Raw genomic sequence first — 13,642 nt, forward strand, 5'->3', positions numbered from 1 at the left:
TGGAACACCAGACGGCGCCAGATACGACTCGAGGGACACACCCCGGAGGAGTTCCGGAGCATGTCCCTCGCGGTCTAGGGCTGTATCCTAATTAACAACGTCCAACAAACGGGGCGCAGTTCACAGTTCACTTGAGGGGCTTTTCATTATTTCCGAGAGGATCTGCAGCAGTTCAGATGAGTCTCACGACCGCACTGATTGTGTCAGATTTTACGCAAGCGTGGTTCGGCGGAATCCTTGGCACCGGTGATACGGTACACGTCGAACACGCCTTCGATCTTACGCACTGCGGCAAGCAAAGTGTTCAAATGCTGCGGATCAGCCATTTCAAAGCTGAACTGGCTGGTGGCCACACGATCGGTACCCGTGGAAATGGAGCCGGAAATAATGTTCACACCATGATCGGAAAGCACACGCGTCACATCACTCAGCAGATGCGGGCGATCAAGCGCCTCCACTTGAATCTTGACCATGAACACGCCCTTGGTGCTGGTCCACTGCACATCGACCACGCGTTCTGGCTGACGCTTCTGCAAGTCCAGCATGTTCTGGCAGTCCACACGATGCACGGATACGCCCTGATTGCGGGTGATGAAGCCAATAATCTGGTCTCCAGGCACCGGCATGCAGCATCGGGCAAGCTTGACCCAAATGTCTCCCACGCCTTTGACGGAAATACCCAGCGCGCTGGTGGTCTTCTTGGTGCGTTCCACCTGCTTGAGCGGCAGCGCCTCCTGTTCCACTTCTTCGTTCACTTCGTCGCTGCCCGCATCGCGAACCAAGTGCGAAATGACGTTCTGAGTGGAGATCTGCCCTTCACCGATTGCCACGAACACAGCCTCAGCATTGGCGAGATTCAACTCGTCAGCAATACCGACCAACGCTTCGGGAGTCAACAATGTTGCGATCGGAAGGTTGCGCTTGCGCATGGCTCGCGTCAGTTCATCGCGACCTTCTTCAATAGCTTCGGTACGACGTTCCTTGCTGAACCATTGGCGAATCTTGTTACGGGCTTTCGGGCTCTTCGCGAAGCTCAGCCAGTCACGAGACGGACCAGCTGATTCGGACTTCGACGTGAGCACTTCAACGGTGTCGCCGTTTTCAAGCTTGGTGTCGAGCGGCACCAAACGGCCGTTCACACGAGCACCCATGGTACGGTGACCGACTTCGGTATGCACCGCATAGGCGAAATCAATCGGTGTCGCCTCGGCAGGCAACGATACGATCTTGCCTTTCGGTGTGAACACGTAAACTTCGGAAGCACCCAGATCTTCCTTCAGAGAGCCCAGAAACTCGTTGGAATCCGGAGTCTCACTCGTCCAGGCGGCAAGCTGCTGAATCCACTTGAGATTGTCGGCTTCGCTCAACTCCTGATTCTCGCCACGCTTGCGATCGGACTTATCAGGCGAGCTCAACGCGCGACCGGCCTGACCGTTCTCCTTGTACTTCCAATGCGCGGCGATACCGAATTCCGCACGACGATGCATATCCCACGTGCGAATCTGAATCTCGACAGGCTTGCCGCCAGGGCCAACCACCGTGGTGTGCAAGCTCTGATACATGTTGAGTTTCGGCATGGCGATGTAATCCTTGAAACGACCTGGAACAGGGTTCCAACGCGCATGCACCGCACCCAACGCAGCATAACAATCCTGGATCGTATCGACGATGATGCGTACACCCACCAAATCGTAGATATTCGCAAAATCATGTCCGCGTACGATCATTTTCTGATAAATCGAGAAATAATCCTTCGGACGTCCCGTCACGTACGCCGAAATGTTCTGCTCGTCAAGATCTTCGTTAATCTCAGCAAGAATCTGCTTCAAATACACGTCTCGCTGGCCCGCACGACGTGCGACAAGCACCACGATTTCGTTATAGATTTTCGGATAGAGCACTTTGAAGCTGAGCTCTTCCAATTCGGTTTTGATGGCATTCATACCGAGACGATTGGCAAGTGGCGCATACACGTCGAGCGTTTCGTGCGCTTTCTTCTGTGCGCTCGGCGTTTTGACGTAACGCCACGTACGCGCGTTATGCACGCGATCGGCAAGTTTGACGACCAGCACACGCACATCCCGGCTCATCGCGACCACCATCTTGCGGATGGTTTCAGCCTGAGCGGAATCGCCGTATTCCATCTTGGAAAGCTTGGTGACGCCATCGACCAAACCTGTCACGGTATCGCCAAACTCGGCACGGCACTCGTCAAGCGTGTAGTCGGTGTCTTCGACCGTATCATGCAGTAGGCCCGCGGCCACAACCAGCGGCCCCATGCCAAGGTCCGCAAGAATCTGCGCCACAGCCAACGGATGGATGATGTACGGTTCGCCCGACTTGCGCCGTTGTGAAGAATGCTGCTTGACTGCACGCTCATAAGCACGTTCAAGAATGCTCATATCCTCATCGGGATGATGGTATTCGCACATCTTCAGAATCGGCTCAAGCGGATCAAGCGGATTCGTGCTGATCTCGCAGCCCAACATTCGGGCAGAACGAACCTCGTGTTCAATGTCTCCCATCGTCCACCTCCTCGCTCGCAATGCTCCCTATACTACCCGTGCATCACGGTATGTCCGAGGTATCCGACCGCGTGTTGCACGGCCAGATACCCCCGAAAACCATTGTGTCGCCAGCATTTGCGGATTCTTGGCACTTATGCCTCCGCATGCTCGGTTCAGGAAGCCACGCCGGTGGATCCGAAGCCACGCTCAGCACGGTCAGATCCGGGCAACGTCTCCGCTTCGATGAACCTAGCCTCGACATAACGCTGGATGACCAGCTGCGCGATGCGGTCCCCCGGGTGGAACGTCACGGTGTGTTCCGGATCAAGATTGATCAGAGGCACCTTGATTTCGCCACGGTAGCCCGCGTCAATGGTTCCAGGTGCGTTCAACACGGTAACGCCCTGTTTGACGGCAAGACCGGACCGTGGATGTACCAAGGCCACATAACCCGCTGGAAGCGCTATCGCCACTCCCGTAGGCACCAGCGCCCTCTGGAACGGCTTCAATGTGACTTCCTCGGTGGTACGCAAATCGGCGCCGGCATCCCCGGCATGGGCATAGTACAGTTCCGCCGGTTGGTCGGGATTCAGCGACTTTACTAGAACCTCGACGTTTTCCGGCTCGTTGTATGTTTCGTCGAACGCCATCAGGCAGCGCACTCCTGACACACCGGCTGGCCATCGTCAGTGGTGTATGCGAGCTGGCTGCGATGCTTCACCAGGAAGCATTCGGAACAGATGAACTCGTCCCCCTGCATAGGAATGACGGTCACCGAAGCGTCCTCGTTGCTGAGGTCTGCGCCCGGCAGCTCGTAATCCTCGGCGATGGCATTCTCGTCATCGTCCATGTCGTTGGAAGTGTTCTGGGAGCTCTTGCCCAAAGCCTGGAGCGACTCCTCGTCCTCGTCCTTGTTGCGCGGGGAATCATAATCCTGTGCCATCGAGATTCCTTTCGTCATCTATGGTGCTTATGCGCCATAGGATACATGACTTTTACCCCGCATAGGATACACGATTCGAAATACTCGTAAAATCCGACACGTGGGGCACAATAGAATAAACAGTAATTCTTGAAGGAAAGTGGTGTGTTGTGCCTGAGAATTTACTCGAGGAAGCGCGGTTCGATCATGTTAATGATGCCGGTGAACTCGTTTTTGTTTCAGGTGCCGGAAAGTTCTCTGTAAAGGTCGATGAAGCGCTTGAAAGAGCCGTTTTGGAAGCCAAGCAGATTCGTTCCGAAGTGCAGGGGAAACAGCAGACGCACACTCCGATCACCCTGCCGATTTCACAGATTCAGTCGTTGATTCGTGCCGGCGCCGATCCCGCGCGTGTTGCGGAAAGATATTCGTTGAGTGAAGCGCTCGTTCGGCGTTTCTCGGCTTCGGTCGAAACGGAGAAACAATATGCGATTGAGCAATTCCTCGCCGTTCCGGCACCGAAGGAAAGCCGTGTACGTACGCTTTCCGAACTGATTGAACGCACATTCGCGGCGGCGCGGGTGCGTTTGGAAGACGTGACTTGGAAGGCCACCAGACTTGGCTTGGAACCTTGGAAAATCAGCGCTCAGTTCGTTTCCTCCGGCCATACTGTCTGCGCGGAATGGTCGTGGAACATGCATGACAACGCCGTAAGCTGTTTGAATTCCGCTGCACGCAAGCTCATCGGGGAGCAAGACACACCGAAGGAAGGACACGCCGAGAAACACGCCGACGAGAATTTCCTCGCTTCGCTGAATCTTCCGGGAAATTCCGCCCGATCGGCGCGAATCGAACAGACCGTATCGGCATGGAACACGCCTGAACCGTCCATGCCGGCGGCACGCCCTTCAGCGGCACCTTCCGTTCCAATCATGCCAATCGGCGCGCCTAACGAATTCGACACGCCGAACACATCGAGCATGACCGCCGACGTCCCGCCGTCAAGCCAACCGGAAAACACCATGACGACAACCGACGCCAATGCAACAGGCAATGCTCAGAACACCGTCGCGCCCACATCGGATACCGCTTCGAACACCGCAAACACGAATCAAACACCTGATCCGCACAGCCAAAACACCACCAAATCGAAGCGGCGCGCCGGACGTTCCGCCGTGCCAAGTTGGGATGAGATTCTGTTCGGCGACTGAGCCAAACCCTGCATGTTAGGCCACGTCGATCAGACAGGGGATATCGGACTCGAGCATGGTGAGCGAGCCATGCACGCTCGGCAGATGCATCGCCTTTTCCACCTGAGTACGGGAATCCACGATGGTGACGGCCTTCGTGGCCGATACGATCACATCACCAATCATCGGTTCGACGTGCGAGACCACAGGTCCGTACACACCCTCCGCAATCGCCTGCGATCGCGTACGCACTTGTGCCCGGTCTTCCAACACGTCACGCCACCGTGTGGCGATGTCTTCCGGGGCCTCGCCCTGTTCCGCATAGAGCATGACGCAACGCGGTTCACCGCCGACATGGGCGACGCCCTGCATGAGCCGCTGATCCTGTGCAATGTCAATCACGGATTCGGGATCAGTGGTGATCATACCGTGGTCCGCCACAATCACAATCAATGTGCCTTTGGGCACGCTGCGGCGGAGAAGGCCGAGCTGAGCGTCAACACGCTCGTACGTGCCAATCCATTTGTCGGAATCCCAACCGTAATTATGCCCGACCTTATCGGTATCACGCAGATACAGGTACGTCAGTCCGGGATTTTTCGCCGCCTGAGCCGCGACTGCGACACGCTTGTGCGGATCATCGTTGGAAATGTAGTCACTGCCACGCAAGGCAGCCTGCGTCAACGCGGAAAACGCGAATTTCGGCAATCCAGAACTGGTCACACGAACACCTTGCGCGCTTAGCTGTTCAAACATGGTCGGCTGCTGCTGCAACTCAAGCGGAGGAACCGCATTTTTGAAGGAAATCAGCTGGCATATTTCACCGGTTTTCGGATTGAGCTGCGTATAGCCGGTCATACCCGTCATACCGGGGCATGTTCCCGTACCGAATGTAGACATGGCCGCGACGGTAGTGCTCGGCATGCATGTGGCGATGGGACGTTGATTGGCGGACTCGTTCATGAGGGACCGCAAGTAGGGCGCATGTCCCAGTCTCATGTTGAGGTTCCAGTAGCCGAGACCATCCACGAGCACCACGACCGCGGACGCCGCGTCCGGCAGTCCAAGCGCTTCCTGCAGACCTTTCGGGTCAGAATGAATGTCCGTTGGCATGGGGCAGCCAATGGCGTTGGAAACCGCAGGAAGTACTGACGACAGGTGCAACGCTCCCCCACGGGCCCCTTCAGATGGCATGTCATCTCCGTAGCATGCCGGTTCGGTCATGGTAAGCAGCTCTTCGTCGCTTGGCACTTCAACACTCATGACTCCTATTCAAGCACCGCGGTGGTACCGGCTGGTAACATTGCTAGGTTGATTACCATTACTTTTCCGTGAGGAGATTCACCGCATGGTGTCGCACCGCAAACCGGCAAAACCAGCCTTTGACCCGCGTACGGTCAAAGAGAACATCGTCGAAACACCGTTGAACGAGGAGATGAGCAAGTCCTTCCTCGAATACGCGTATTCGGTGATCTATGCCCGCGCATTGCCCGACGCCAGAGACGGTCTGAAGCCGGTGCAGCGCCGCATCATCTACCAGATGGGTCAGATGAACCTCAATCCGGATCGTCCGTACATGAAGTCGGCTCGTGTGGTCGGCGAGGTGATGGGTAAGCTTCACCCGCATGGCGACTCCGCCATCTATGAGGCAATGGTTCGTCTTGCGCAGCCGTTTGCGATGCGATTGCCGTTGGTGGATGGCCATGGTAACTTCGGTTCTCTTGACGACGGTCCTGCGGCCTCCCGTTACACTGAGGCGCGTATGGCCCAGGCTGCGCTTGGCATGAACGCGAATATCGCCGAAGATACAGTGGATTTCACACCGAACTACGACAACAAGCTGCAGGAGCCAACCGTTTTGCCTGCCGCGATTCCGAATCTGCTCGTCAATGGCGGTTCCGGCATCGCCGTTGGCATGGCCACGAATATGGCAACGCACAATCTGGGCGAAGTGGTTAACGCAGCCAAACATTTGATGCATCATCCTGACGCCACGTTGGAAGAGCTTATGCGCTATGTTCCAGGTCCGGACTGGCCGAGCGGTGGCGTGATTGTGGGACGTAAGGGCATTCGCGAGGCCTACGAGACCGGTCGTGGCGCGTTGACCACGCGTTCGGTGACGCATATTGAAAACGTAACCGCTCGCAAGAAGGCAATTGTCGTAACGGAACTGCCGTTCATGGTCGGCCCGGAACGTGTGTTGGAACGTATTTCCGAGGGTGTAAAGAATCACAAGCTGGAGGGTATTTCCGGCGCAATCGACCTGACGGACCGCCATAACGGTACTCGTCTTGTCATTGAAATCAAAACCGGCTTCGACCCGAACGCCGTGCTTGCGCAACTGCTCAAGCACACGCCGCTGCAAGACAATTTCACCATCAATAACGTGGCGTTGGTCAACGGTCGCCCACACACCATGGGCTTGAAGGAAATGCTTCAGGTGTGGGTGGACCATCGTCGTGTGGTAATTCGCCGTCGTAGCGAATTCCGCAAAAAGAAGGCGCTGGAACGTCTGCATCTGGTCGAAGGCCTTCTGCTTGCGATGGTCGACATTGACAAAGTGATTCAGGTGATTCGCTCGTCTGACGATGCCGAAGCAGCAAAGACGAAGCTCATCAAGGTGTTTGATCTGGATGAGATTCAGGCACAGTACATTCTCGATTTGCGCTTGCGTCGCCTGACGAAAATGAGCCGCATCGAGCTTGAAGCGGAACGCGACGATTTGAAGCAACGTATCGAGGAGTTGGATCGCATTCTTGCCTCCTCTGAGGCTCTTGACGGCGTGGTGATCGCCGAAATGGACGAGGCTGTTGCCACGTATGGCACGCCACGTCGCACTGTGCTGTTGGATGAAGATGCTGACGGCGGGCTTGTGCCCGTTACGGCGCATGGCGATGATGGAGTATCCGCCTCCGCTGTGGCTGCGGCGCGCGCCGCAGCCACAGTGTCGTCAGCTGCCGCCGATGTCGCCGCCGCCGCGAAGGCCGCGAAAAAAGCCGGCGAAGACAATGCCGCAGCCATGGCTTTGCAGATTGATGACGAACCGTGCGCTGTGATGTTGTCAGCCACTGGTCTGATCGCACGTACCTCCGAAGACGCTTTGGAGCGCTGGGAGAATCGCTCTTCTGCCGACCAGCGTGTAAAGGATGATCAGATTATTTCGATCTTCCGCACGACCACGCGTTCTTCATATGGTTTGATCACATCTGCCGGCCGTCTGATTGTGGCGCATGTCGTGGAATTGCCAGTTGTGTCTGCAGATGGGCCGCTCCACGTGACTGGCGGCGTTCGCGCCGAAGAATTGATCGGTATGACGGAAAACACCGATCCAATTCGTGGTGAACGTGTAATCGCCGCGATCGCCATGCCATCCGCCGACGATTCCGGCGATAATGCCGTAGAGTCCACTCCTCTCGCGTTGGGTACGCGTAATGGTGTAGTCAAGCGTTGGAATCGTGAATCGCCCACCACCATGGATTCATGGAGTGTCATCGATTTGAAGGATGATGATGAAGTTCTGGCCGCCGCCGAGGCGCGTGACGAGGATCGGCTGGTGTTCGTATCCACCGACTCCTCCCTGCTGACGTTCGAGGCGAAGAACGTACGCCCGCAGGGACGCACCGCCGGAGGCATGGCAGGCATTCGCCTGGCTGAAGGCTGCTCAGTGGCTGCGTTCGCTGTGGTTCCCGCCAGCAAGGTGGCATGGAATTATGAAGAAGGCGAGAATGGCCTGTTCTCCGCGTCTGGAGCTGTGGTGTTGACGATTGCAGGTGATTCCGAAGCGTTGCCGGGTACGGAGAATGGTTCCGCGAAGGTAACCCCGTTGGAAATGTATCCGACGAAGGGCCGCGGTACCGGTGGCGTTCGTTCGCAGCGCTTCCTCAAGGGACAGGATACGTTGATTCTCGCATTTGTGGGCACATACCCCGTACACGCTTCCACGCAGGGCGGTGCCGGCGTGGAATTGCCAAAGCCGGATATGCGTCGTGACGGTTCTGGTACGGAACTTTCCACGCCAATCGCCATTGTCGGCTAACCCATTGCAATATGACGTGCCCGCGTTTTGCGAAGTTTGGAATCGTTTAGGATTCCGTTCGTGGGACGCGGGCATTGTTGTCCTGCGTTTTCGTCCGCGCTGTCACTATGCATTAGCGATGATGATCTTTTTCAACAGTAAAGTTTCATGCCTTGCGGACTATCGACGAAACCTGCGGCGTAAAGGATTTGCCGGTATTCATTGCGTGCTTTCAATGATGTTCCGTTCATTTCGCTGAAGCTGATGCTGCCGCTGGGTTGGCGCTGCAATACATAGACAAGTTCGGCGCATGACGGTCTTAATATTGTTTCGTCTGCGGTGAAGCTGACAATTTTATGGCTTTTTGGCACGGAGAACAGTACCGGTTCGCCTTGTTTGAGCACAATGATGGAACCGGATCTGCGTGCTGGTTTGAGGTAATCCTGTTCTGGCCAGGCGATTGCGGAACCAGTGAGATTGGCGGGATCGGTCACGTCGAGCGCAACGCAGGATTGACTGTGCCATTGCGTGTCGCTGCGCAGCGCGTCGACGGTGTCTCGTTCCGCGAATTGTGCCGCGCCAAAACCTTTCACGAACATGCCTCGGACCAGTGTGCCATGTTCTTCCATTCGTTTGAGTACCGGATAGAGCGCTGAAAATCCTCCGGCAATCCGTTCCTTGTCAACCAAAGGAGCGGCAATCACGCCGTATCGGTCCAGTAATGAGTCGATGAGCGCCAGCTCACGCTCCTCTACACTTGCCGTATGCGCCATGTCAATGCCGGTATCGCTGTTTTCGAGCATGCCCGGCTCGATAACACCGTCTAGTGGTTTGTTTGGCATAACGGTTCGCCCGTCGCCACAAGATACTGCGGACCATAATCCACTCAGCGCCAATGGTGTTGGAGGACGCATGGTGACGCGTCTACGCGCGGCACGACGGGGTGCGTGAACGGTTTTGCCTCCGTGCAGAAGCGCTCGTACTGGTGCGAACGAACTGTTCGTCATTTTCCCCTGCCATACCAGTGACCATAAGGCTTCTTCGAACTGCCGCTCGCCCCATGCCGGAAAGATGATTTCGCCCGTTTCGGGGTTCACCTGCGCTTCGGCATGCTCAAGCCAGATGGTTTTTGTCACGGCTGAAAGCAGTTGAATAGGAAACGCTCCGCCACCGCTTAACGCCGTTAACACGGCATCCGGCATGGTCAACGTTTCATTATCGTTCAGCTTATCCACCGCCGATTCAGGCTGGTTGAGCAGCAAGGAACCTGCTGGATAGAAGGCGATCTCACCAGCTTCTTTGGCGTTGGATCCACTTGCTTTCGAACCGACCCACACCACATCCGACGATGAGATGAGTTCGTCGAGCATACTAGGCTGATAGTCACGCACACGTGCCGGGAATACCATGGACTCCCATACCGAAGCGTTCAGGAACACGCCTTCCAACTGCTCGATGACACGCATCAGACCATCAACGCCTTCGTAGCGTTCACCTCCAACAGGGCCAACGCCCTGACGATTAAGCAGAAACGCCTGATAGACGCTCGAATCGACCGGTTTGACGGCCTTTCTGGCCTTGGCAAGAGACAATGCTCGAATACGCCGGAAAACATCCTTGTGGAGCCATTGCTGAATATCGTTCTTTTCGGAAGTCTCACCTGAATCAGTGAATCTTCCCTTGATGAGTTCTCCTCGGGCATCCAGTTCATCAAGCGCATGCACCGCCTGAGCCGCGTCAATGCCCAGTTCGGCAATCATCTTGTCAGCGGTGAATGGTCCATGCGTTTTGGCGTATCTTGTTACGCGCCCGCTGATATCTTCTTCGGCGAGATCATTCCAGAATGTTCGCCCAGCAAGCTCGCCCTCCACTTGTGTAATAGCTTCGGCGTCCAACAACGATGCCATATCCGTGCTTCCTAGAAGCCGTTCGAGCACTTCCAGATCCATGGACAGCAACTGCGTGCTTCGTTCGGCCTGCGGCACGTCATACTGGTACATCACCGATCCAACGAAACCAAACAGCATGTTCTCCGCGAACGGAGACGGCGTTTCGGTAACCGCTTCCGACAGCAGTATCGTTCCAGCATTCAACCCGTTCATAATCGTGTGCAATGCGGGAAGATCGTACACATCCTGCAGGCATTCGCGCGCGGTTTCCAGCAATAGGGGAAAATTCTTACGGGTACGGGCCGCATTCAATAGTTGTGCGGCCTTCAACCTCTGCTGCCATAGCGGCACACGCTTGCCTGGACGAGTGCGCGGCAGAAAAAGTGACCTGGCCGCGCATTCGCGGAATCGGGCCATATAGAGCACGCTTTCGCCAACCTGTGTCTCAACGATGCGCTGCAATTCGTCCACGTCGAACAGCAGAAGCTCACACATCGGCAAATCGCCATAACCGTCCGGCAATCGTAGAACGATGCCATCGTCGGCCGCATACACTTGACCATCGAAACCAAACCGCTGTTTGATTCGCGCGGTAATAGCCAACGCCCAAGGCTCATGCACGCGCCTACCGTATGGCGAATGGATGATAATGCGCCAATCCCCACCTTCATCCTGACAACGTTCCACCACGAGATCACGATCCGAAGGAATCACACCGGTCGCCTCACGTTGTTCGTCAAGCAGTTTGGCAAGATTGCTTATGGCATTGCGGTCAAGACCGTCCCGTTTCAAACGTTGTGTGGCCTCACGGTCAAACCGCACTTCCGATACAGTTTGGACCGTATTCTGATCACCATTCTTTTCTGGTTCATGTCTGTGCAACCTTTGGCTGAGTTCGCGTGTCAAACGCCCTTGTGCCAATCCGAAACCATAATCGCGCCCGTCCTGGTCCCCATGCCAGAATGGCAGGCGTGCGGTACGGCCCGGTGCGGGGACCACCACTACCCTGTCTCGTGTGATCTCTTGGATCTGCCAAGTCGAAGTCCCCAAGGTGATGATGTCTCCCACACGGGATTCGTATACCATTTCCTCGTCCAGCTCACCTACCCGCCGAGGGCCCGGACCGGAGCCTTCTTCTGGAAGCACCACCGTGTACATGCCACGGTCAGGTATGGTGCCGCCGCTGGTCACTGCCAAACGTTGCGCTCCTGGACGTGCGGAAATCAGTCCCGCTTCTTCGTTATATTGCAGCGGCGGTCGGAATGCGGAAAAGTCCTCACTGTTGTACGTGCCTGTCATCATGCCGATAACCGCATCGAACATGGACCGGTCGAGATCTCGGAAAGGCGCGGAACGACGCACGAGGTCGTACCAATCATTCGTGGGAAGATCTTCCATGGCCGCGGCCGCAACGGTCTGCTGTGCGAGCACATCCAGAGGATTGCGGGGCATGCGCAATGGTTCTATAGCCCCTTCCCGCATACATTCCATGCTGGCTGTTACGCCAATAATCTGCTGTCGGGTGACGGGGAAGAACAACGCATGCGAGACTCCCCCGACATTGTGGTCGGCACGGCCCACTCGCTGCAATCCCGATGCGATCGACAATGGGGCAGCCACCTGAATCACCAGATCCACAGAGCCCATATCGATGCCGAGTTCCAAGCTGGAAGTGGCCACCACACAACGCAACTGACCGCATTTCAACTGCTCTTCGATCCATTTGCGCCGATCTTTTGACACGGACCCGTGATGCGCCATGGCAATCACATTAACATCGTCATGCGATTCAACCAGCATGGTGGTGGACCCCACCACCGAATCGTAATGCCCGGCAAATTGCTCGCGGCCTTCCGGTGAGCCCAAGTCACGGTGCTCATTCAAATCGGTTGCTTCCGTGCCCTGTTTCGACTCCGCATACATATCGTTGAGCCGTGCAGTAAGCTTCTCTGCCAATCCACGCGAGTTGACGAACACCAATGTGGTTCGGTGCCGCAACACCTCATCGAGAATGGACCGTTCAAGAGCCGGCCATACCGAACCACCTGTAGCGCTGGTGTCAAGCATATTGCGCAACGGTACCACGGCCCTCAAATCCATAGCCGGAGCATCGCCGGGGTTCACCACCGTTACCGGTTGCGAACCTCCAAGGAACCGCGCTACTTCCTCAACGGGATTAACGGTTGCCGATAACCCTATGCGCTGCACTGGATGTCCGATCATATCGTCAAGGCGTTCAAGACTTAATGCGAGATGCGCGCCTCGCTTCGTACCTGCTACCGCATGCACCTCATCGACGATCACTGTTTCCACACCCACCAATATGCTGTTCGCTTTAGAGGTAAGCAGCAGGAATAATGATTCTGGCGTGGTGACGAGAATATCCGGCGGATGGCTGACGATTTTTCGACGTTGTTCAGGTGTGGAATCACCGCTGCGCATAGCCACTTCAACATCGGGAACGGGCAGCCCCATCGCCTCGCACTGTTGAGAAATTCCCTGCAATGGCAGTTCAAGATTCTTCGTCACATCGGCGCCAAGCGCCTTCAACGGCGAAATATACAGCACTTTGACGTTACGCTTCGTTTTCTTGCGGGAACCCTTCTTCACAGTTCTTCGTTCCGTATGGCTCTCGGTTGCCGCGGTTTCGCCATGAATGTCCACTCCTGCGGAACGCGCTCCGCCCGCCATAAGCCGGTCAAGAGCCGAAAGGAACGCACAGAGGGTTTTACCCGACCCAGTGGGCGCCACAACGAGCACGTTCCCGCCGGAATGGATGGCTGGCCACGCCTGCCGCTGGGCTTCGGTGGGCCGATTGAACGCATGTTTGAACCATGCTTTGGTCGGCTCTGAGAACAAGTTCAAACATTCGTACATACGTTCGATTATTGCATCACCGTGAGACGTCACTCACCTTCGCCATCAACCCATTCGAGCACATCTCCCGGTTGGCAATGCAATGTCTCACATATGGCATCAAGCGTGGAAAACCGTATTGCCTTGGCACGTCCGTTCTTCAACACCGAAACATTGACCGGCGTTATGCCTATAGCCTCCGCCAGTTCATTGACACTCATTTTTCTTTTGGCGAGCATCACATCAAGATTCACGCGAATGGCCAT

Annotated in this window: 9 protein-coding genes; 3 read left to right on the plus strand and 6 right to left on the minus strand. The window is 55.9% G+C overall.

All coding sequences use genetic code 11. The features are described 5' to 3' along the window. On the plus strand, positions 1–78 hold a 78-nt coding region (locus tag NBH13_RS08735), incomplete at its 5' end, for an IS3 family transposase (protein WP_350446133.1). A 125-nt stretch (positions 79–203) separates the two neighbouring features. On the opposite strand, the gene NBH13_RS05975 is transcribed toward NBH13_RS08735, so the two are convergent. From NBH13_RS05975 to NBH13_RS05985, 3 genes are all read right to left on the minus strand, one after another. Then, positions 204–2,525: a RelA/SpoT family protein gene (locus NBH13_RS05975; RefSeq protein ID WP_144171178.1), complete on the minus strand. Its 2,322-nt coding sequence runs from the start codon at positions 2,523–2,525 to the stop codon at positions 204–206. Positions 2,526–2,680: 155 nt separating this feature from the next. Further along, complete coding sequence (gene dut / locus NBH13_RS05980) at positions 2,681–3,157, minus strand: dUTP diphosphatase (RefSeq protein ID WP_065447216.1); 477 nt, start codon at positions 3,155–3,157, stop codon at positions 2,681–2,683. Continuing rightward, complete coding sequence (locus NBH13_RS05985; RefSeq protein WP_022245122.1) at positions 3,157–3,450, minus strand: DUF4193 domain-containing protein; 294 nt, start codon at positions 3,448–3,450, stop codon at positions 3,157–3,159. The genes dut and NBH13_RS05985 overlap by 1 nt, the downstream gene beginning before the upstream one ends. Positions 3,451–3,599: 149 nt before the next feature. On the opposite strand from NBH13_RS05985, the gene sepH reads away from it, so the two are divergent. Next, complete coding sequence (gene sepH / locus NBH13_RS05990) at positions 3,600–4,637, plus strand: septation protein SepH (protein ID WP_250779281.1); 1,038 nt, start codon at positions 3,600–3,602, stop codon at positions 4,635–4,637. A 15-nt stretch (positions 4,638–4,652) separates the two neighbouring features. Here the strand turns inward: sepH and NBH13_RS05995 are convergent, their stop codons facing one another. Further along, the gene (locus NBH13_RS05995) at positions 4,653–5,879 is read right to left on the minus strand and encodes an alkaline phosphatase family protein (RefSeq protein ID WP_250779282.1); all 1,227 of its coding nucleotides are present in this window, start codon (positions 5,877–5,879) and stop codon (positions 4,653–4,655) included. Positions 5,880–5,964: 85 nt separating this feature from the next. Between NBH13_RS05995 and NBH13_RS06000 the strand changes: the two genes are divergently transcribed. Continuing rightward, a complete protein-coding gene (locus tag NBH13_RS06000) occupies positions 5,965–8,652 on the plus strand; it encodes a DNA gyrase/topoisomerase IV subunit A (protein WP_250779283.1) in 2,688 nt (895 codons plus the stop codon). A gap of 131 nt (positions 8,653–8,783) precedes the next feature. Here the strand turns inward: NBH13_RS06000 and NBH13_RS06005 are convergent, their stop codons facing one another. Further along, positions 8,784–13,397 (minus strand): DEAD/DEAH box helicase, encoded by a 4,614-nt coding sequence (locus NBH13_RS06005; protein ID WP_180753699.1) that lies wholly within the window; start codon positions 13,395–13,397, stop codon positions 8,784–8,786. Positions 13,398–13,426: 29 nt separating this feature from the next. After that, on the minus strand, positions 13,427–13,642 hold the full coding sequence (locus tag NBH13_RS06010; RefSeq protein ID WP_099571257.1) for a helix-turn-helix domain-containing protein: 216 nt from the start codon (positions 13,640–13,642) through the stop codon (positions 13,427–13,429).

The sequence above is a fragment of the Bifidobacterium intestinale genome (assembly GCF_023656765.1).
In the GTDB taxonomy this organism is placed as follows: Bacteria; Actinomycetota; Actinomycetes; order Actinomycetales; family Bifidobacteriaceae; genus Bifidobacterium; species Bifidobacterium hominis.

Coding starts and splice junctions, on each gene's coding strand:
- NBH13_RS05975 (WP_144171178.1), bottom strand. CDS start 2,525: ATGGGAGACATTGAACACGAGGTTCGTTCTGCCCGAATGTTGGGCTGC.
- dut (WP_065447216.1), bottom strand. CDS start 3,157: ATGGCGTTCGACGAAACATACAACGAGCCGGAAAACGTCGAGGTTCTA.
- NBH13_RS05985 (WP_022245122.1), bottom strand. CDS start 3,450: ATGGCACAGGATTATGATTCCCCGCGCAACAAGGACGAGGACGAGGAG.
- NBH13_RS05995 (WP_250779282.1), bottom strand. CDS start 5,879: ATGAGTGTTGAAGTGCCAAGCGACGAAGAGCTGCTTACCATGACCGAA.
- NBH13_RS06000 (WP_250779283.1), top strand. CDS start 5,965: ATGGTGTCGCACCGCAAACCGGCAAAACCAGCCTTTGACCCGCGTACG.
- NBH13_RS06005 (WP_180753699.1), bottom strand. CDS start 13,397: ATGTACGAATGTTTGAACTTGTTCTCAGAGCCGACCAAAGCATGGTTC.
- NBH13_RS06010 (WP_099571257.1), bottom strand. CDS start 13,642: ATGGCCATTCGCGTGAATCTTGATGTGATGCTCGCCAAAAGAAAAATG.